The organism is Ruegeria sp. AF7, assembly GCF_056541885.1.
In genome coordinates, this window is sequence record NZ_JBQFYX010000009.1 from 16,878 (window position 1) to 35,567 (window position 18,690).

At 57.8% G+C, this 18,690-nt stretch carries 21 protein-coding genes; 10 read left to right on the forward strand and 11 right to left on the reverse strand.

Annotated elements, in window-relative coordinates; genetic code table 11:
- Positions 1-88: 88 nt before the first annotated feature.
- From rpmI to ACR0AP_RS14285, 4 genes are all read left to right on the forward strand, one after another.
- Positions 89-289, forward strand: a complete 201-nt coding sequence (gene rpmI, locus ACR0AP_RS14270) for a 50S ribosomal protein L35 (protein ID WP_010443552.1) — start codon at positions 89-91, stop codon at positions 287-289.
- A gap of 15 nt (positions 290-304) precedes the next feature.
- On the forward strand, positions 305-670 hold the full coding sequence (gene rplT, locus ACR0AP_RS14275; protein ID WP_039523695.1) for a 50S ribosomal protein L20: 366 nt from the start codon (positions 305-307) through the stop codon (positions 668-670).
- Positions 671-894: 224 nt separating this feature from the next.
- The gene (locus ACR0AP_RS14280) at positions 895-1,443 is read left to right on the forward strand and encodes a YeeE/YedE thiosulfate transporter family protein (protein ID WP_480507302.1); all 549 of its coding nucleotides are present in this window, start codon (positions 895-897) and stop codon (positions 1,441-1,443) included.
- 4 nt (positions 1,444-1,447) lie between these two features.
- Positions 1,448-2,038, forward strand: a complete 591-nt coding sequence (locus tag ACR0AP_RS14285) for a YeeE/YedE thiosulfate transporter family protein (protein WP_480483805.1) — start codon at positions 1,448-1,450, stop codon at positions 2,036-2,038.
- 92 nt (positions 2,039-2,130) lie between these two features.
- Here ACR0AP_RS14285 and ACR0AP_RS14290 read toward each other — a convergent pair whose 3' ends face one another.
- On the reverse strand, positions 2,131-3,522 hold the full coding sequence (locus ACR0AP_RS14290; protein WP_480507304.1) for an aminotransferase family protein: 1,392 nt from the start codon (positions 3,520-3,522) through the stop codon (positions 2,131-2,133).
- 221 nt (positions 3,523-3,743) lie between these two features.
- Between ACR0AP_RS14290 and ACR0AP_RS14295 the strand changes: the two genes are divergently transcribed.
- Complete coding sequence (locus ACR0AP_RS14295; RefSeq protein WP_480507306.1) at positions 3,744-5,372, forward strand: acyl-CoA synthetase; 1,629 nt, start codon at positions 3,744-3,746, stop codon at positions 5,370-5,372.
- On the opposite strand, the gene ACR0AP_RS14300 is transcribed toward ACR0AP_RS14295, so the two are convergent.
- The 7 genes from ACR0AP_RS14300 to hmgA form a co-directional block, all read right to left on the reverse strand.
- On the reverse strand, positions 5,369-5,704 hold the full coding sequence (locus ACR0AP_RS14300) for a DOPA 4,5-dioxygenase family protein (RefSeq protein ID WP_209506072.1): 336 nt from the start codon (positions 5,702-5,704) through the stop codon (positions 5,369-5,371). The two genes, ACR0AP_RS14295 and ACR0AP_RS14300, sit on opposite strands and share 4 nt — an antisense overlap.
- An 86-nt stretch (positions 5,705-5,790) precedes the next feature.
- Positions 5,791-6,429 carry a maleylacetoacetate isomerase gene (maiA, locus tag ACR0AP_RS14305; RefSeq protein ID WP_480507308.1) on the reverse strand — a complete coding sequence of 213 codons (639 nt, stop codon included), beginning with the start codon at positions 6,427-6,429 and terminating at the stop codon, positions 5,791-5,793.
- 11 nt (positions 6,430-6,440) lie between these two features.
- Complete coding sequence (locus ACR0AP_RS14310; protein WP_209506076.1) at positions 6,441-6,638, reverse strand: DUF2783 domain-containing protein; 198 nt, start codon at positions 6,636-6,638, stop codon at positions 6,441-6,443.
- Between the two features lie 5 nt (positions 6,639-6,643).
- Entirely contained in the window at positions 6,644-8,254 is a 1,611-nt protein-coding gene (locus tag ACR0AP_RS14315; protein WP_480507310.1) for an FAD-dependent oxidoreductase, read from the reverse strand.
- 134 nt (positions 8,255-8,388) lie between these two features.
- Positions 8,389-9,339: an MBL fold metallo-hydrolase gene (locus tag ACR0AP_RS14320; RefSeq protein ID WP_480507312.1), complete on the reverse strand. Its 951-nt coding sequence runs from the start codon at positions 9,337-9,339 to the stop codon at positions 8,389-8,391.
- Between the two features lie 87 nt (positions 9,340-9,426).
- Positions 9,427-10,689: a fumarylacetoacetase gene (gene fahA, locus ACR0AP_RS14325; RefSeq protein ID WP_480507314.1), complete on the reverse strand. Its 1,263-nt coding sequence runs from the start codon at positions 10,687-10,689 to the stop codon at positions 9,427-9,429.
- Positions 10,690-10,904: 215 nt separating this feature from the next.
- Positions 10,905-12,260: a homogentisate 1,2-dioxygenase gene (gene hmgA, locus ACR0AP_RS14330; RefSeq protein ID WP_480507316.1), complete on the reverse strand. Its 1,356-nt coding sequence runs from the start codon at positions 12,258-12,260 to the stop codon at positions 10,905-10,907.
- 57 nt (positions 12,261-12,317) lie between these two features.
- On the opposite strand from hmgA, the gene ACR0AP_RS14335 reads away from it, so the two are divergent.
- The 3 genes from ACR0AP_RS14335 to ACR0AP_RS14345 all read left to right on the forward strand — a co-directional run bounded on the left by ACR0AP_RS14335 (position 12,318) and on the right by ACR0AP_RS14345 (position 14,925).
- Positions 12,318-12,770: a MarR family winged helix-turn-helix transcriptional regulator gene (locus ACR0AP_RS14335; protein WP_480507318.1), complete on the forward strand. Its 453-nt coding sequence runs from the start codon at positions 12,318-12,320 to the stop codon at positions 12,768-12,770.
- 39 nt (positions 12,771-12,809) lie between these two features.
- Entirely contained in the window at positions 12,810-14,081 is a 1,272-nt protein-coding gene (locus ACR0AP_RS14340) for an adenylate/guanylate cyclase domain-containing protein (protein ID WP_480507320.1), read from the forward strand.
- 229 nt (positions 14,082-14,310) lie between these two features.
- Entirely contained in the window at positions 14,311-14,925 is a 615-nt protein-coding gene (locus ACR0AP_RS14345; RefSeq protein ID WP_480507322.1) for a PIN domain-containing protein, read from the forward strand.
- A gap of 73 nt (positions 14,926-14,998) precedes the next feature.
- On the opposite strand, the gene ACR0AP_RS14350 is transcribed toward ACR0AP_RS14345, so the two are convergent.
- Positions 14,999-15,808, reverse strand: coding sequence for a division plane positioning ATPase MipZ (locus ACR0AP_RS14350; protein ID WP_480483795.1), 810 nt, complete (start codon positions 15,806-15,808; stop codon positions 14,999-15,001).
- A 96-nt stretch (positions 15,809-15,904) separates the two neighbouring features.
- Between ACR0AP_RS14350 and ACR0AP_RS14355 the strand changes: the two genes are divergently transcribed.
- On the forward strand, positions 15,905-16,174 hold the full coding sequence (locus ACR0AP_RS14355) for a hypothetical protein (RefSeq protein WP_480507324.1): 270 nt from the start codon (positions 15,905-15,907) through the stop codon (positions 16,172-16,174).
- A gap of 120 nt (positions 16,175-16,294) precedes the next feature.
- Positions 16,295-17,905 (forward strand): MFS transporter, encoded by a 1,611-nt coding sequence (locus ACR0AP_RS14360; RefSeq protein WP_480507326.1) that lies wholly within the window; start codon positions 16,295-16,297, stop codon positions 17,903-17,905.
- Between the two features lie 54 nt (positions 17,906-17,959).
- Here the strand turns inward: ACR0AP_RS14360 and rpmE are convergent, their stop codons facing one another.
- Together rpmE and rplS are read right to left on the reverse strand one after the other, a co-directional pair.
- On the reverse strand, positions 17,960-18,181 hold the full coding sequence (gene rpmE / locus ACR0AP_RS14365) for a 50S ribosomal protein L31 (protein WP_267366773.1): 222 nt from the start codon (positions 18,179-18,181) through the stop codon (positions 17,960-17,962).
- Between the two features lie 11 nt (positions 18,182-18,192).
- Positions 18,193-18,576, reverse strand: coding sequence for a 50S ribosomal protein L19 (rplS, locus tag ACR0AP_RS14370; protein WP_267366771.1), 384 nt, complete (start codon positions 18,574-18,576; stop codon positions 18,193-18,195).
- Between the last annotated feature and the right edge of the window lie 114 nt (positions 18,577-18,690).

An 18,690-nucleotide genomic window follows, 5' to 3' on the forward strand; every position in this document is an offset into this window, starting at 1 on the left:
CTTGCGTAAACGGCGCTTCTGATCGCGTGACCGGCCGAGATGGCATGCCGAGTCGCGTCTGAAACCGAACCCGAAAAAGGAGACGGAAATGCCTAAGATGAAGACCAAATCAAGCGCCAAGAAGCGCTTCAAGGTGACTGCGACCGGTAAGGTCCTTGCTGGCCAGGCCGGCAAACGGCACGGCATGATCAAGCGGACCAAGAAATTCATCCGCGACGCCCGTGGCAACACCACCCTGTCCGCCCCCGACGCAAAGATCGTCAAGGGCTACATGCCCTACGACCGCTAAGAGGAGATGTAAGAGATGTCCCGCGTTAAAGGTGGAACCGTAACTCACGCCCGTCACAAGAAGATCATCAAGGCCGCAAAAGGCTATTATGGTCGTCGCAAGAGCAACTTCAAAGTCGCAACTCAGGCCGTCGACAAGGCCAACCAGTACGCGACCCGTGACCGCAAGAACCGCAAGCGCAACTTCCGCGCGCTGTGGATCCAGCGGATCAACGCTGCTGTGCGCAGCCATGACGAGGCTCTGACATATTCCCGCTTCATCAACGGTCTGAACCTGGCCGGTATCGAAGTGGACCGCAAAGTTCTGGCCGACCTGGCCGTGCACGAACCGGAAGCGTTCGGCGCGATCGTCGCCAAAGCTCAGGCTGCTCTGGCTGCCTGAACCTCTGAAAAGAGACAGTGAAAGAAAGGCCGTCCCTTTGGGGCGGTCTTTTTTGTTGCAACATGCGGTGCATTCCAAGCGCTTCTTGGGTCAGGGCATCCATCCCTTCTGCATTGGGATGACGCCAACCAGTTTCAGGCATGACCGGTTTGATCTAGATCATGTAACAGCCCTCGGATCATATTATATATGATTTTATGAATATAAATGAAAAGGGTGAAATCATGACACTAAACTGGAAAGTTGGAGGTGTTCTGCTAGGGCTCGTGTTCTTCGGGGCAGTTCTTCTGGTGAAGCCGATCGGTGTTTCGACCCAATTCGTCATCCTTGACGGAATTATCGCGGACACCGTCAATTCGGAATTCGTGACGCAGACGGATGACGGTTACGGTTCATCCAACGCATACATGGCGAAATCCAATGGCAAATACGCCAAGTACGTATCCAATCCGTTGAATTACAGCTTTGTCTTCGTTTTGGCTATGGCCGCGGGGGCGTTCTTGTCGGTCAAGGCGCGCGGTGGTCTGGAACGCGGAGAGGGCAAGCTGCCCATGATCTGGCGCGAAAACTACGGCGATACGCCCTGGGCTCGAAACCTGGTTGCGCTATTGGGCGGCTTTGTCGTCCTCTATGGGGCCAGGTTGGCGGGTGGGTGCACATCCGGTCACATGATGTCCGGTATGATGCAGACAGCCCTGTCAGGCTATATCTTTGCAGCCGGGGCATTTGCAGCGGCAATTCCTACGGCAATGCTGATCTACCGGAAAGGATAAGGCGATGGAAATCATTCTTGCGATCATCATTGGCGCCGCTTTCGGAGCCGTACTTGACCGGATTGGCGCAGCGAATCCAAATTGGATTGTGGGCATGCTGACACTGCGTCGACTCCAGCTGATGAAAACGATCCTTCTGGCAATCGGAACCGGTTCGATCCTCATGTTCGGCGGGCAGATGCTGGGGTTTGTGGATGTCGGCCATATGTCGGTGAAATCGGCCTATGTCGGTGTCTTCATTGGCGGATTGTTACTGGGTGCGGGCTGGGCTGCATCGGGCTACTGTCCGGGAACAGGGGTCTGCGCCGCTGCGTCCGGTCGCCGTGACGCCTTGTTCTTCATCGTCGGTGGTTTGTTGGGTGCTGCGGCCTATATGGCGACATATCCGGCCTGGAAGGCCACGGGTCTGCTCGATGGAATTGCTGGCGGCAAAGTCACCCTGGGTACAGTTCCGGGATCCGCTTACGAGGGTGTTTTGTTAATGTCCGGCGATATTCTCGGTATCGCACTGGGTGCCGTCTTTGTTCTGGTTGCTTTCGTTCTTCCGGACAGCCTGATCGCAACCGGTGAAAAGGTTGGTGTTGCGGCCGAATAATCACGGCTGAACGTACACATTCACGACCAGCATCCCGACAAAAAAACCGGCGCAACACGCGCCGGTTTCTTTTTTTAGGGATATCGGTGATCTTACCCGAACACACGCCCCAGCGCGCCGTCAACCGCGTCGGTGATCTGGTCGATGTCATCGGCCGTAGCAATCAGCGCAGGCGAGAAGCACAGCGTGTTGTTGCGACCGGGGATCGAGCGGTTGGTGACGCCGATGATCACGCCCTGTGCCATACAGTCGGCAGTAACGGCCTGCGCCAGTTTCTCGTCCACCGGCTCTTTGGTGCCGCGATCCACAACCAGTTCGGCCCCCAGGAACAAGCCCTTGCCGCGCACATCGCCGATGACCTTGTGCTTGTCCATCAGCGCCAGAAGGTTGTTCGTCATACGCGCGCCCATATCCGTGCAGTTCTGCAACAGGTTTTCATCCTGAATGATGCGCATGTTCTCGATGGCCGCTGCCGGACCAGCGGTGCACCCACCAAAGGTCGAGATATCGCGGAAATAGTTCATCGGGTCCGCGGCATCGTCTTTGAACAAGTCAAAGACTTCCTCGGTGGTGACCATGCAGGCAATCGCGGCATAGCCTGACGCCACACCCTTGGCCATGGTCACGAAATCGGGTTTGATACCGTATTGCTGGTACCCGAACCACGTGCCGGTGCGGCCCACGCCACAGACAACCTCGTCGATATGCAGCAGCACATCGTATTTCTTGCAGATCTCCTGCACGCGCTGCCAGTATCCTTCAGGCGCTTCGATTACACCACCACCCGCTGTTACAGGCTCAAGGCACAAGGCACCTACGGTATCGGGGCCTTCGCGCAGGATGACGGCTTCAATCTGGTCTGCGGCCCATTCGCCGAAATTCTCTTCGGGTGCGCTGTCCAGCTCGTGCTTGCGATATTCCATGCAATGCGGCACGCGCACGAAATCAGGTGCGAAGGGACCGTATTGCGCTGTGCGCTCGTCCTGACCGCCTGCCGACATGGTCGCCAGCGTCGAGCCGTGATAGTCCCGATCGCGGTACAGGATCTTGGTTTTCTTGCCGCCATATTTCTTGTGCGCGATCTGGCGCACCATCTTGAACGCCTTCTCGTTCGCCTCGGAACCTGAGTTGGTGTAATAGACCCGGCTCATGCCCGGCATCTTGTCGATCAGTTGCTCGGCAAACAGCGCACCCGGGATCGAACCGGCCGAATTGGCGAAATAGCACAGCTTCATCAGCTGGTTGTAAACCGCCTTGCAGATCGATTCGCGGCCATAGCCGACATTGACGGTCCAGACGCCGCCAGAAACCGCATCCAGATGCTCTTTGCCTTTCTGGTCCCAGACACGCATGCCCTTGCCCTCGACAATGATGCGAGGGTCATTGGTTTCAAAGGGTTTATGCTGGATCAGATGGTGCCAGATATGGGCGCGGTCAGCCTCGACTACGCGGGAAAGATCGTTTTCGTTGAACGTGCCGTCCATGACATGTCCTTTCAGTGAGGAAGCGGTGCGCGGGATATGGGAATACCACATCCCAGCATGTGTTTAAGATGCTTCAGATCACCGCGAAAGCCCTGCTGTAGATAGGGCCAGATCGTATCATCCCGTATTGCCAGTCGGTTTTGCCGCCGTATTTCTACGGGTTTGTCAGAACGCTAACTTTGTGCTCAATTCGCCCAAACTGCGTTTCGGGAGGACAGCGGATGGCAGCGACACATATCTACGAGCGTCATTTGGACAAATGCCGGGCAAATTACACACCTCTGTCGCCCCTTACGTTCATTGAACGGACGGCGCAGGTCTACCCGGATTACCCATCCGTGGTTTATGGGGATCGCCGGTATTCCTGGGCTGAAACCTATGCCCGTTGCCGGCGTCTGGCGAGTGCGTTGACAGCGCGTGGGATTGGACGGGGCGATACCGTTTCAATAATCGCGGCCAACATCCCGGAAATGTACGAGGCGCATTTTGGCGTGCCCATGACGGGCGCTGTTCTGAACGCAATCAACACGCGGCTGGATGCGCCGATTGTCGCATTCATCCTGAACCATGCCGAAGCCAAGGCGCTGCTGGTCGACCCCGAGTTTTCGGATGTGGTGAAAGATGCGCTGCAACAGGTCGATCATGACATTCTGGTCATCGATATCGAAGACCCCACCTTCGACGGCGGTGAAAAGCTGGGCCGCCTGACCTATGATGCCCTGCTGGCCGAAGGCGACCCCGCGTTTGACTGGTCACTGCCAGCGGACGAATGGGACGCGATCACATTGAATTATACCTCGGGCACCACGGGCAACCCCAAGGGCGTGGTTTACCACCATCGCGGCGCGACCCTGAACGCACAGTCGGATTTGCTGGACTGGGATATGCCCAAGCATTCGGTCTATCTTTGGACCCTGCCGATGTTCCACTGCAATGGCTGGTGCTTCCCGTGGGCCATGGCAGCCAATGCAGGTGTTTCCGTTTGCTTGCGCGCGGTGCGGGCCGAACCGATCTATGCTGCTTTCCGGGACGAGAAAGTGACCCATTTCTGCGGTGCGCCGATCGTTCTGAACATGCTGGCCCACGCTCCGGATAAGTTGAAGGACTTTGACCACCAGATCAAGGTGATGACGGCAGGTGCCCCGCCGCCTGCGGCCGTGATCGAAGCGATGGAGGCGATGGGTGTCGAGGTCACGCATGTCTATGGCCTGACCGAAACCTATGGGCCTTCGGTTGTCTGCGCATGGAAAGACGAATGGAACAGCAAAGGGCCTGAAGACCGCGCGGCCCTCAAGGTGCGGCAAGGGGTGCGCTATACAGCGTTGTCCGGACTGATGGTGGCCGACCCGGAAACGCTGGAACCGGTTCCGGCTGATGGCGAAACCATGGGTGAGATATTCATGCAGGGCAACGTGGTGATGAAAGGATACCTCAAGAATCCCGACGCTACCGACAAGGCCTTTCACGGTGGCTGGTTCGCGTCCGGTGATCTGGGTGTCATGCACCCCGATGGCTATATCGCGCTCAAGGACCGTTCAAAGGACATCATCATCTCGGGCGGCGAAAATATCTCATCTGTCGAGGTCGAAGGCATCCTCTACAAGCATCCGGCGGTGATGGAGGCCGCCGTAGTGGCCCGTCCCGATGAGAAATGGGGCGAAACGCCCTGCGCCTTTGTCGAGTTGAAACCCGGCGCGGCCGCAACCGAGGCAGAGCTTATCGCCTTCTGTCGCGACCACATGGCCCATTTCAAAGCACCCAAAACGGTGGTGTTCGGCACCCTGCCCAAGACATCAACCGGCAAGGTGCAGAAATTCGTTCTGCGGGATCAGGCGCGGGCGCTGGGTTAAAGATTGTCGAAGATCGACAGGTCCAACGCCAGCATCTCACCCATCCAGATCGCGCGGTCGCGGTGATCCTCCAGATGTTCACCGGTTTCCGGGTGCGTGAAGACCGTCAGACCCTGCCGGTTCAGCATCAGCCATGGGATGACCTGATCGAATGCGCTCGCAGCAAAGCCCAGCTGGCAGCTCCAGCGGGGATGCGGGCCGACGTTTCGGGCGTGCATTCGGCCCATTTGAACAGGGAACAGGCGGGCCGCCTCTTCACAGACCAGTCGCGCGGTGTCCTGCGTGTCGGCATCGAAATAGACATGGGCGTGATAGCCGGTGATCTCGGGCATAGGAACCTCATTTGCTTTGTTGGCTCAAAGCTAAGGCCTAAAAGGAAGAAAACCTAGCTGCGCATGCACACAGGGTCTGTGCAATGTTAACCCGGCGCATGTGCGTCGGGATGCGCCGCGACAAAGGCCGGGTGATCTGCGCAGGCCTCTTCAACCCGCAGCAGACGGGGCATATCCGACAGATCAACCTGCCACCGGCGCGCGTTATAGATTTGCGGGATCAGGCAGAGGTCGGCGAGACCGGGCTTTGACCCAACACAGTAGGGGGCCTGTTCAAAATCCCCCAGCATGGCTTCAAACGCCTGCAATCCGGGTTTGATGAAATGCCGCATCCAGTCGCCAGGCATGTCCGGGGCGTTTTGGCTCAGGGTGGTGGCAAAGCGCGCAACCGACAGGTTGCAGACCGGATGGATGTCGACCGCAATCGCATAAGCCAGCGCCTGAACACGCGCGCGTTCCGCCGGATCATCAGGCAGAAGGTTCAACTGCCGGGTCTGGTCCAGATAGTCGAGGATGGCCAGCGATTGCGTCAACCGCAGCCCGTCTATATCCAGAACCGGCACAAAGCCCTGCGGGTTCCGAGCGATATGTTCATCGCTCTTTTGTGCGCCGCCCACCAGATCGACAACAACCGGGCGATACGCGATTCCGGCCAGATTCAGGGTGATCCGCACCCGGTAACTGGCCGAGGACCGCCAATAGTCATAAAGGACGACGTCGCTCACGTCCGGGCCTGTCAACTGTCGGTCAAAGCGGCAGCGCGAAGGGCGTCCGTCAGCACCGTACTGTCACCGATGTGGTTGGCCAGCACCAGTACCAGCCGCGCATTCAGCGCGTCGCTGTCTGCTTTTTCCAGGCCCTCATGCGCGGCCAGAAGTTCGGCATAGAAGTCATCGGCGTTTTTGATGTTCGGGGTTAGGATCAGGTCTGACATGGGGCTTACTCCTTACCGCAGGCTCTGCGGATCGCGTGCCGGAAGGTGTTTTCTTCGTAACTGTCTCGGCGGGCCGCCACATGTTGGTCCGGCCGGATCAGGTAGACAGCGCTGGTCGCGTTACCCAGATAGCGGCGTTTGAGGGCCAGCGTCATATCATCCTTGACCGACAGCGCCAGTCGCGTGACTTCGATCCCATCTTCTTCCAGGGTATCAGGGGCGTCTGCATCGATGGTCAGAAGCGTGAACTTGCCTGCAAGCTTGGGCAGCAGAAATTCGTCACCAAGCGGAGCGTCGGGGCAGGCCGAACCCGGTCGCGTTCCGGTGGGGCCGTTCAGCGCGTCCGCAGAATTCAGCGAAGACCCGTCATAGGTGCAGGGCTGGCTCAGGCGACCCGAATTCACCAGTGGGCGGGCGAAGTCGTAATGTTCGCTCAGGTCCAGTACCGCATCACGCAGGATCCGCGACATCTCGGATTTCGGGGTGATGAAATCGGTCGACCGGCTGGAATTCAGGATGTTCTCGTCCGCCCCGTACACGCGTTCGGCGTTGTAGCTGTCCAGCAGAGTTTCAGGTGCTTTCCCATCCAGAACCAGCTTCAGTTTCCAGCACAGGTTGTCGGTGTCCTGAAGGCCGGAATTGGCCCCGCGCGCGCCAAAGGGGCTGACCTGATGCGCGCTGTCACCCGCAAACAGAACACGGCCCTTGCGGAAGCTTTCCATGCGACGGCACTGGAACGTATAGATCGAGACCCATTCAAGCTGAAACTCGACATCATCGCCCAGCATCGCCTTGAGGCGGGGGATCACGTTCTCTGGGCGCTTTTCGCGTTCCTTGTCGATATCCCAACCCAGCTGCAAGTCGATGCGCCAAACATTGTCGGGCTGTTTGTGCAACAACGCGGATTGCCCGCGATTGAACGGCGGATCGAACCAGAACCAGCGTTCAGACGGAAAATCCGCATCCATGATCACGTCTGCAATCAGGAAGTTGTCTTCGAAAATCCGTCCTTCGAAATCAATGCCCAACATCCGCCGGGCAGGGGATGTCGCGCCATCACAGGCAATCAGCCAATCGGCTTCGATTGTGTAAGGTCCTTCGGGCGTCTCGACCTCCAGCCGCACGTGATCTTCATGCGTTCCAATCGCCTCGACCTTGTTGCGCCCGCGTATCTCAATCGGTGCGCCTTCTGCCTGCAACTCGCGGACCCGTTCAACAAAGTAGTTCTCGAAATGGTATTGCTGCAGGTTGATGAAGGCAGGGTTGGCATAACCTTCATCCGGTTGCAGGTTGAAATCATAGACCTGTCGATCATCGAAGAACACCTTGCCCCGATCCCACAGGACGCCCTTGTCGACCAGTCGGCCCCCGCATCCCAGCCGGTCGGCAATTTCCAGCGTGCGTTGCGAGAAACAGATGGCGCGGCTGCCGAAACTGACCTTGTCATTCTCGTCCAGAACCACGACGTCGACCCCTTGCTGCGCCAGATCAATCGCGGCGGCCAGACCAACCGGGCCCGCGCCGATCACGATAACCTTGCGCCGAACTGGCGTCGGGCTGTCCTGATCCGGACTGCGTTCATAGCCGTAAAGCGGAGTTTCAAAGATCTTGTTCATGGGCTTCCCCCCAAGCAGATGGGCCAAAGTGCTGCATGTCCTGTGCTCCGGCAACATGTGCCGAAGCCTTTGGCATATGGTTTCATTGAATCCCGCCGCCTAAAACGATCTGGATCAAACTGGGTCGTTTTTCCTTACCCCTGCAGGGCCTCCCACATCTCAAGATCGCGCTGGGCGGTCCAGATGCGAGGCGTGTCGATACCACGGGCTTCGTCGTAGGCGCGGGCGACGTTGAACGGCAGGCAGTGTTCGTAGATCGCGTAATTGGCGAATTTCGGGTCACATTCGGCGCGGACTGCATCCCATGCCTCTTTCAGGCTGCCACCGCGCGCCGCAACCCTGGCCGCCGGGCGGTAGGTGCTTTCGACGAAATCGCGAGTGTTTTCGATGGCGGCATTGACCATGTCCTTGCCAACCAGCGCATCGCCGCGTCCCGGTGCGATGGCGTCGACATCGAACCACTTGATCTCGTCCAGCGTGTCGCCCCAGTCGTTGAAATGCCCGTCACCGCAATAGCAGGCCGAGTGATATTCGACGATGTCGCCGGTGAACATCACGTTCTGGTCTGGCACGTGGATGACGATATCGCCGGCGGTATGGGCGCGCCCCAGATGCATCAGGTCGATCCGGCGATTGCCCAGATAAACGGTCATCGTGTCGCTGAATGTGGTGGTGGGCCAGGTCAGGCCGGGGATGCTTTCATGCCCTTCGAACAGGCGCGGGAAGCGCTGGAATTCGCTGTCCCAGTCTTCCTGACCGCGTTCCACCACCATGGCGCGGGCCATGTCGGACATCAGGATCTGTTGCGCGCCAAAAGCGCTGGCACCCAAAACCCGCACTGCGTGGTAATGGGTCAGCGCCACATGGGTGATCGGCTTGTCGGTCACAGACCGCACGCATTCGATCACCTTGTTGGCCAGGCGCGGGGTCGCCTGTGCCTCGACGATCATCACGCTGTCATCGCCAATGATCACGCCCGAGTTCGGGTCACCCTCGGCGGTGAAAGCATAAAGCCCTTCGCCCACTTCAGTGAACGAGATTTTCTTTTCCGACATGTCCCCCTGGGACGCGAATGCTTTGGCCATCTTGGTTTTGTCCTTTTGCGGTTGCGCGGAAGGCAGAGGTTGGATGCCTCCGGCGGGAGTATTTGGAAAAAGATGAAGCTCAGTGCGTCATCGCCCGAATGGGGAATTGAGTGCAGGCAGAACGGTGCCGGTGCAATCGCCAAAGCCAATGGTATAGCCATCGCCCCTGGCAGCGCCGGTCAGGGTCATTGTGTCGCCGTCTTCGATAAAGCTGCGGGTCTCGCCGGTCTCAAGCGTAAATGGCTCGCGCCCGGCCCAGCTGAGTTCCATAAGCGAGCCGAATTCGCTGCGTTCCGGCCCCGAGATGGTGCCCGAGCCCAACAGATCGCCCGGGTTCATCGCGCAGCCGCCAATGGCGTGATGGCACAGCTGCTCAGCCGCCGAATAATACATGCGGTTATAGTTGGTCCTGGCGATGACCGAGGCGCGGTCGGCGCCTTCGGGCTGCATCAGAACCTCAAGCTCGATGTCGTATAGCCCGTCCTTGCTGCCCTTGAGATAGGGCAAAAGCTCTTTCTCACGCGGGGGGGTGGGCGCGCGGAACGGCTCCAACGCGGCAGCCGTCACGATCCACGGAGAGATCGAGGTGCCGAATGCCTTGCCCTGGAACGGCCCCAGCGGTTGATACTCCCAGCCCTGGATATCGCGCGCCGACCAGTCGTTCAGCAGCACATAGCCAAAGATCATCGCATCGGCCTCGTCCACCGTGATCGGCTGGCCGAACTCCGACCCGGTGCCGACGATGGCGCCCATCTCCAGCTCGATATCGAGCCGTTTCGAGGGGCCAAAGGACGGCATCTCGGCATCGGGGGCCTTGGTCTGGCCATTGGGGCGGTGGATCGGCGTGCCCGACACCACGACCGAGGAGGCTCGTCCATTGTACCCGATCGGGATATGCAGCCAGTTTGCCGGCAGATCGGGCGAGCCGCGCAGGATGGCGCCCATGTTCTGGGCGTGTTGCTTGCCGGCGTAAAAGTCTGTGTATTCGCTGACAACCAGCGGCATATGCAGCGTGGCTTTGGCCATCGGCACCAGCAGCGGTTCAACAGTCTCCTGCTCTTTCGACCCTTTGGACAGAAGCGCGGTCAGCCGCTCGCGCAGGGCGGCCCAGACGGCGGGGCCTTCTTCCATCAGATCGTTCCAATAGGGCACGTCGAACAGCGGATAGTCGTTCAGCGCGACAAGACCCTCGGCCTCGGCCGCGGCCATGTCGAGGATCATGTCGCCAATGGCCACGCCGCAGCGCGGATCATCTCCTTCGGTCGAGAAAACACCGTAAGGCAGGTTATTCAGTGGAAACGGATGCGCCGCGTCGTTGGCCGAGGCCACCCAGGATTTCATCAAAGGCATATTTTGCCCCTATTTTGTTGTATTTGGTACGTAGTTCGAAACGATCATAACCCCGAATAGACAGGCGCCAAAGCCCAGAGCGGGCGCGGTTGCAGCAGGTTGGCTGCCAAGGCCCCGCCTTTGTTTTCCGGTTGCGGCGGCAGTACGCCTGCAACCGGAATGGGAATGTTCCTCGCCATCAGGACGAGTGCCGTCTGGGTAACCCAGTCTGAGGGTCATTTCTTGCCTGGTGTGCCGTCGAACTTCTTCTCAAGCGATGTCCAGCAGTCGATATAGTCGTCCTGCAACGGTGCCTCATTGGCGGCAAACGGCGTCAGGTGCTGGGGGAACCGGGTTTCGAACATGAACGACATCGTCTGGTCCAGCTTTTCCGGCCCCAGATTGGAATAGGATGCCTTGTCAAACGCTTCCCTGTCGGGACCATGCGGAATCATCATGTTGTGCAGGCTGGTGCCACCGGGAATGAAGCCCTGCGGTTTCGCATCGTATTGGCCATAGATGTTGCCCATCAGTTCCGACATGATGTTCTTGTGATACCAGGGCGGGCGGAACGTATCCTCCATCACCATCCAGCGTTCGCGGAACAGGACAAAGTCGATATTTGCGGTGCCGGGCTGGCCCGAGGGCGCCGTCAGAACGGTAAAGATCGACGGGTCTGGATGGTCAAACAGGATCGCGCCAACCGGGCAATAGTTGCGCAGATCGTATTTGTAGGGTGCATAATTGCCGTGCCACGCCACCACATCCAACGGGCTGTGTCCGATTTTAGTGGTATGAAACTGGCCACACCATTTGATCGTCACGGTCGACGGGGTTTCACGATCCTCATAGGCAGCGACCGGAGCCTTGAAATCGCGCGGGTTGGCCATGCAGTTGGCCCCGATCGGACCACGACCCGGCAGTTCGAATTTCTGGCCGTAATTCTCGCACACAAAGCCACGTGCAGGGCCTTCGAGAACTTCAACCCGGTACAGCAGTCCACGCGGGATGATCGCGATTTCTTTGGGCTCAAGGTCAATGATTCCCAGTTCAGTCGCAAAGCGCAGGCGCCCTTCCTGTGGCACCACCAGCAACTCGGAATCGGCCGAGAAGAAATAGTCGTCGACCATGGATTCGGTGACCAGATAGATGTGGCAGGCCATGCCAACCTGGGTGTTCACATCCCCCGCCGTCGTCATGGTCCGCATCCCGGTCATCCAGTTCAGACCTTCGTCGGAATGCGGCACCGGATCCCAACGATACTGGCCCAGGCTGATCACATCCGGGTCGATGCAGGGGGCCGATTTCCAATAGGGCAAGTCGATTTTTTCGTAACGGTGCGAATGCTTTACCGACGGGCGAATACGATAGCACCAGGTGCGTTCAGGCGGGTTGGCGGTAAAGGCCGTGCCGCTCAGCTGTTCACCGTAAAGCCCGTAGTTGCACCTTTGCGGGCTGTTCATCCCCTGCGGCAGCGCATCGGGCAGCGCCTCGGTTTCAAAGTCGTTGCCAAAGCCGGGCATGTAACCGGCGTGGGTACCAACAGGCGTTGCTGCTTGCGTCAATGAATGCGGATCCGTCGGACGGTTCATTACGTATTCCTCCGTTTGCTGCTTGTCGGTTAATAGTTGATTTTGTAACTAACAAGCATGACACATGACGAATCTGAAAAAAATGATGACTTTTTCCTGCAGAATTTTCTGCCGTTCCTGCTGAACCAGGCGGCCGAGCGCGCCTCGTTGGAATTTCAGGCTGTCTACAAGGGGCGGTACGGAATGCTCAGAACCGAATGGCGAGTGCTGTTCCATCTGGGGCTGTTTGGCGAAATGACCGCCAAGGAAATTGGTGAACGGGCCAGAATGCACAAGACCAAGATCAGCCGTGCAGTTGCCAAGCTCGAGGAGCGCCGATACCTGAAACGCACACGGGACGAGGCTGATCGTCGGGCGGAATGGCTGACACTGACACCCGCCGGGCAAGCCGTGTATCGTGACTTGTACGGGGTGGCTGCAAGCTATGACGCAAGGCTGTCGGACCTGTTCAGCGAAAAAGAGGCCGCCTTGCTGCGCCAGATGTTGCGACGGTTGGCTGGCGTGGATTGACCACTGGTAATTAGCGCCTGCCGTCCCCAGATGTGTTTCATGCTTGATACGGAATTTGAAATGACGTCATTCGAACCTGCCAAGGTATCCACACACACCCTGATTGACTGGTTGGTCCAGAAGGGGCTTGAGGGTGCCGGGCAGGAAGAGTTGCTGGAAGGCTTCTGCACCAGCCTGGTCGATATGGGCATTCCGCTGATGCGGTTTCATGCGGCGCAGTCGACCTTGCACCCGGTTTATGGCGGAACCGGATATAGCTGGTACAAAAGCACCGGCGGTGAGTCCGAGAAGTTTGAAAACACGGATACGCCCAGCCCGATGTGGCAACAAAGCCCGCTCTATGCGCTGCTGAACGAGGATCTGGATGAAATCCGGGTCAAACTGGTGGACCATAATGAACCCAGCCGATTTCCGTTGTTGAACGACCTGAGAGAGGTTGGGGCGACCGATTATTATGCCACCGGCATCTCGTATGAGGGGTCGGGGAAGATGCACCCCGACGGTACCAAAAAAGTCAGTGATGGCGTCCTGATGTCCTGGGCCAGCGATGCGCCGTCCGGGTTTGATGACAGCGATCTCAGGCACATTCATGCAGTATTGCCGCATCTGGGGCTGGCGCTTAAATCCGCCAAGAACCAGAACCTGACCGAAGACCTGATGCGGGTCTATCTGGGTCGTGATGCCGGGCGCCGCGTCCTGTCGGGTGAGATTCGTCGCGGATCATTGCAGCAGATCGATGCGGTGATCTGGAATTTCGACCTGGAAGGGTTCACCAACCTGTCAGAAGACCTGCCGGGTCACGAAATCATCGACATGCTCAATGATTACCTGGCCGTGGCCGTGGGCGTTGTGCACGACAAGGGTGGGAATATCCTGAAATTCATGGGCGATGGGCTGATGGCCATGTTCGATGTCGGCGAAATCGACGAGGACGCCCGTGCCGCGCTCAGCGCGGTGCCCTTGCTGCAAGCCCGTATGGATGAATTGAACGCCAGACGTCAGGCGCAGGGGCTGCCGGTTGCGAATTTCACGCTGGCCCTGCATTCCGGCGAAATCCTGTATGGCAATATCGGGTCCGAAACACGGCTGGATTTCACGGTGATCGGCCCCGCCGTCAATCAGGCCGCCCGCATCGCGGGAATGCACCGGTCGCTGGGTCAGCGAATCCTGATCTCGGACGACGTCGCGGTCGCGGCACGCCCCTGCGCGCAAGACCTCATCTCGGTCGGGCGCTACATGCTGCGCGGGGTGAACGAACCCAAAGAGCTGTTCACGGTATACAGTTCCGGCGGGCCATCAGATTCCGGGTGAAACCGAGGCTATTCTGTTCAGCGATTCCGAAACTGAAAGTCGTGAAGGAACACCTTTGTTTAGCTGGGTACGAGCGGCGGGTTGGAGCGAATGTTCGAGAATGGTGAGGATTTGAACGAATAACTGGTTTGAGGCCATTGCCGACAATGCGGTTTTAAGCAGGGTAATCAGGGAAACCTTCATATTGACCTGATCCGGCGTCCTGTATTTGCATTGAGCTCGAATTGGAGTGCGGCCTTTGAAAAACAACTACATACTAATCGACTTTGAAAATGTTCAACCCAAGAACCTCGAACTCCTTCGGGGACATGTTTGCACCTTGATTGTTTTCGTAGGAGCCAATCAAAAAAGCATACCTTATGACTTTGCACAAGCACTGCAAAGCTTGGGAGAAAATGCTGTTTATCAGAAGATAGCAGGGAATGGCTCGAACGCCTTGGACTTTCATATTGCGTTCTACTTAGGAGAACTCTCTGCTAAAGACGCCAATGCGTACTTCCATGTTATTTCTCGTGACAAAGGCTTCGACCCATTGATTGCACATCTGCGACAAAGGAAGCTCCCCGCTTTCCGTCATGCAGACCTATCCGAGATTCCATTCGTCAAAATCTCGAATGCAAGCTCGCTGGATCAAAAAATTGATGCGATTGTTGACAGCTTGAAGTCTAGAGGAACTTCGCGTCCTAGGAAGATCAAAACCCTTAAGGGAACGATGAACGCCCTTTTTTTAAAGACCTTGGAGCAGGAAGAGCTGGAAAGGCTGGTTGATGAGTTGAAAAGACGTGGTCACGTAGTCTTTTCGGACCAATCAGTCAGTTATGGCCCCGACATTACCCAGCACTGACTGGCTTAGGGGCTGAGAGTTTCGCGTTTTGAATTGCCCGTTTTCCCCTCAGACCTGCCTCCAATACAACTGATCAGAAATCGACTTCGACACCCGGCAGGTTCAGCTCTCGCATCATGTCGCGCAGTTCCTGCCGTGCTGCGATGTTCGAGATGTTCAGCTGTTTGACGCCAATATCCTTGAGGTCCAGCAGGGTCAGGCCGCGCGGAAACAGTTCGCGAAAGATCACCCGTTCGGAAAAGCCCGAAGCGACGCGGAAGCCGATGCGCTGCGACAGCATTTCGATCGCGCGCTGCATCTTTTCCTTGTTGACCATGCGCTGGGTACCGACGCGGTTGCGCACAACGACCCAGTCGATGGGCTTCAGCCCGGCCTGTGCCCGCAATTGCCGGGCGTTCCAGACCATCTCGGAATAGACGGACGGGCCAAGGATTTTCTCACCCTTTGAATCAATCCGCGCCAGCAGGTCAAAATCGATGAAACTGTCGTTCAAAGGGGTGATCAGCGTGTCGGCCAGCGAATGGGCCACCTGGCTCAGCCGGGTATGAGAGCCGGGGCAGTCGATCAGGATAAAGTCACTGTCGCTTTCCAGTTGCGACACGGCAGCAGACAGGCGGTGGTCATAGATATTCTCGCCCGGCTTCAGCGTGCTGGCATCGATCTCGGGCAGGTCGTGATGGCGGGGGCCGGGCAGCGTCAGGCCTGCGCTTTTCAGAAAGTTGTTCCGGTTCTCGAAATACCGTCCAAGGCTGCGTTGCCGCAGATCCAGATCAAGCGTGCTGACCTTGTGCCCCAGTCGGGCCAATGCGGTTGCCACATGCATCGACACGGTCGATTTGCCAGCGCCGCCTTTTTCGTTCCCGACCACAATGATATGTGCCATGCTTGTATTCCCAAGTCTTGCCGTGTTTGACTACACGTTGTTGGCACCCACTATATGTTGTGTCGCCTGCGATGAAAAGAACCTCAAGCGGCGCTTTTGGGCATTATCGGACTCTATTTTGGAAAACACAGCGCCCTGCGCGGGTTACGCGAAGGTGCCTGTCTGGTGATCTGCCACGATCTGCCATCTGATCACGGGTTTGGCAGCGAAATCGCCGCGTCAGTGCGTGTTTCCGAACGCATACACCAACCGCTGCCTGCAACGATCCGCGTCGGAATCAATCGCGCCTTTAGCCTGATTCATACACGCACAGATCGCCCGCCCAATGGGTCCTTTCGCGGTAGCGCCGGTTGGGCCGGATCGTGAAAACTATGCGGGGGACGGAAAATTTGATTAAATACCAAACAGATTTACATCGAATAACCTCGCAGGCTTTGCGCAGGTCCTCTTTGGTTCATCTTCAAAGCAGGTGAAAGGGGCATAGGCATGCCGGACACTGCTGCGGACAGTTCAGGCGGTTCACGCGTTGTTCTTGCAATGACGGCCATTTGCATGATGGTCGTTGGCTTCAACACCACCGCTGTTGCGACCATCCTTCCATATCTGAAGGCCGAGTTCGATCTGACGCCCTCGGGTCTGCAATGGGTGATGGCGATCTATACGGTGGCAAGCGCGGCCCTTGTGACGATTGTAAGTCGGCTTGGGGATATCACGGGCAAGATGGGTGTCTTTTTCTTTGGCATGATCGTGTTTGCTTGTGGCTCGGCTTCGGTGCTGTTTTCACAGAACGCGTCGATGCTGCTGATTGGGCGTGGCGCGCAAGGGGCAGGGGCTGCGGCCCTGTTCGGCACCTCATTGTCCCTGCTGACCGCCGCAACGCCCGAGGAAGAACGGGCCAGCGTGACCGGTGTTTGGGGCGCAATCGTGGGCCTTGCGATAGGCGTCGGGCCCATAGTCGGAGGAAGTTTTGCCAACTTCCTGAGCTGGCGCGGGGTATTCGCCACGGACCTTGTATTGCTTGCCATTGCGTTTGTGATCGGCCTGCAGGTCAGCAGGAAAAACTATGTCCCGGATACGCGCCTTCAGGGTGCGAAATTCGATACCGCAGGGGCGATAGCCATTGTCTTGCTTCTGGGTCCATTGTCATTCGCACTCAGCAACGGTGAAGCACGCGGATGGGACAATGCCCTGACCATTGTTCCTTTGGGGGTCGCCGCTTTGGCGGCTGTCGGTCTGGTTTATACCTCGCGGCGCAGCGACGATCCGCTGGTCGAGTTCCGATATTTCCGGCACCCGCGCTACCTTATGGCGGCAACGGGGATGTTCTTTGTGGGATTTGCGTTGTTTTGTTTCTTTATCTATTTCAACGTGTTCGTCCAATCCCCGGACGCGTTCGGCTATTCACCGGTTGAGGCAGGCGTCGCGATACTGCCGCTAAGCCTGAGCATGTTTGTCATTTCCGTCACCGCTCCGCGCCTGCTTGCGCCATACAGTTTTCAATGGCCGGTGACCGTCGCAATGGGATTGATGGCCTGCGGCTTCCTGCTTTTGACAACAACCTCGAACATCGACAGCTATGCTGAAATCTGGTGGAAGCTGATCATTGTGGGGGTTGGCATCGGCATTTGTTTTTCGTTGCTGCCCCGTCTCGGGCTTCGGTTGCTGCCCGACGAACATGTCGGACAGGGGTCCGGGGTGATCAACACATTCCTGTATTTCGGGGCCACGATGGGATCGGTTGTCGGCGGTCTGGCCGCGTCCCTGACCATCCGCTCCGGCCTGTCCGAAGTCATCGCGGCGCTGCCCGACGGGTCGGCACAGCGCGGCGACCTTGCGCGCGCCCTGACGCATGGCACGGCAACACAGGTGGAACAGTTGATTGCCGGGCTTGACCCGTCAACAGGCTCAACACTAGCCAAAGCATTGCGTGACCTGCAGGATAATGCATTTGATGCGGCGATGCTCATGGCTGCTATCGCGGCCTGTATCGGGCTGGTGATCGCGCTGCTGTTGCTGCGCGGTCCGGTTCCGCCATTGCACGACGCGGCCGAACTCACGAAACCCAAGGATCAGAAACCGGGGAAAGCAGGGGCCTGAAACGAAAGAAGGCCGCCCGCTGGCGACCTTCCTTTGAAAGACTGTGGCAAAGGTTTAGAAACCCAGGCCTTCGTATTTCTTCTTGAACTTCGACACGCGGCCGCCAGCGTCCAACAGGCGCGACGAACCACCGGTCCATGCAGGATGTACCGAAGGGTCGATTTCCAGTGCCAGCTGGTCGCCTTCGCTGCCCCAGGTGGATTTCATCTGAACGACGGTGCCATCGGTCATCTTGACGTCGATGACGTGATAATCGGGATGGATGTCTTTTTTCATCTTTCCGCTCCTTACGCTTCGGCGCCAGCTTTAGGCTTGTAGTTGGTGACCTCTGCGATACGTGCGGATTTACCGCGACGCGAGCGCAGATAGTACAGTTTGGCGCGGCGAACGCGACCACGGCGGACAACGGTGATGCTGTCGATATTGGTCGAATACAGCGGGAACACACGCTCCACGCCTTCGCCAAACGAGATTTTGCGAACGGTGAACGAACCGGCAATGCCGCTGCCGTTGTTGCGCGCGATGCAGACGCCTTCGTAGTTCTGCACACGGGTGCGCGACCCTTCGGTCACCTTATAGCCGACACGGATAGTGTCACCGGCTTTGAAATCGGGGATGTCTTTCCCCAGGGCGGCAATCTGTTCCGCCTCAAGCTGTGCGATCAGGTCCATCGCAGTTTCTCCTATCTGCTCGTGGTTGGTCCACGAAGTTGGGTACGGCCTGAGAGCTCTTGGTCTTCACCGGGTCCTGCGTACAGCCCGCCAGAGGTCAGATCGAATGTTCCT

Coding starts and splice junctions, on each gene's coding strand:
- fahA (WP_480507314.1), bottom strand. CDS start 10,689: ATGCCTTTGATGAAATCCTGGGTGGCCTCGGCCAACGACGCGGCGCAT.
- ACR0AP_RS14340 (WP_480507320.1), top strand. CDS start 12,810: ATGCTTGATACGGAATTTGAAATGACGTCATTCGAACCTGCCAAGGTA.
- ACR0AP_RS14360 (WP_480507326.1), top strand. CDS start 16,295: ATGCCGGACACTGCTGCGGACAGTTCAGGCGGTTCACGCGTTGTTCTT.
- rpmE (WP_267366773.1), bottom strand. CDS start 18,181: ATGAAAAAAGACATCCATCCCGATTATCACGTCATCGACGTCAAGATG.
- hmgA (WP_480507316.1), bottom strand. CDS start 12,260: ATGAACCGTCCGACGGATCCGCATTCATTGACGCAAGCAGCAACGCCT.
- rpmI (WP_010443552.1), top strand. CDS start 89: ATGCCTAAGATGAAGACCAAATCAAGCGCCAAGAAGCGCTTCAAGGTG.
- ACR0AP_RS14290 (WP_480507304.1), bottom strand. CDS start 3,522: ATGGACGGCACGTTCAACGAAAACGATCTTTCCCGCGTAGTCGAGGCT.
- ACR0AP_RS14295 (WP_480507306.1), top strand. CDS start 3,744: ATGGCAGCGACACATATCTACGAGCGTCATTTGGACAAATGCCGGGCA.
- ACR0AP_RS14320 (WP_480507312.1), bottom strand. CDS start 9,339: ATGGCCAAAGCATTCGCGTCCCAGGGGGACATGTCGGAAAAGAAAATC.
- ACR0AP_RS14280 (WP_480507302.1), top strand. CDS start 895: ATGACACTAAACTGGAAAGTTGGAGGTGTTCTGCTAGGGCTCGTGTTC.
- ACR0AP_RS14285 (WP_480483805.1), top strand. CDS start 1,448: ATGGAAATCATTCTTGCGATCATCATTGGCGCCGCTTTCGGAGCCGTA.
- ACR0AP_RS14300 (WP_209506072.1), bottom strand. CDS start 5,704: ATGCCCGAGATCACCGGCTATCACGCCCATGTCTATTTCGATGCCGAC.
- ACR0AP_RS14315 (WP_480507310.1), bottom strand. CDS start 8,254: ATGAACAAGATCTTTGAAACTCCGCTTTACGGCTATGAACGCAGTCCG.
- rplS (WP_267366771.1), bottom strand. CDS start 18,576: ATGGACCTGATCGCACAGCTTGAGGCGGAACAGATTGCCGCCCTGGGG.
- ACR0AP_RS14310 (WP_209506076.1), bottom strand. CDS start 6,638: ATGTCAGACCTGATCCTAACCCCGAACATCAAAAACGCCGATGACTTC.
- ACR0AP_RS14335 (WP_480507318.1), top strand. CDS start 12,318: ATGACACATGACGAATCTGAAAAAAATGATGACTTTTTCCTGCAGAAT.
- ACR0AP_RS14350 (WP_480483795.1), bottom strand. CDS start 15,808: ATGGCACATATCATTGTGGTCGGGAACGAAAAAGGCGGCGCTGGCAAA.
- rplT (WP_039523695.1), top strand. CDS start 305: ATGTCCCGCGTTAAAGGTGGAACCGTAACTCACGCCCGTCACAAGAAG.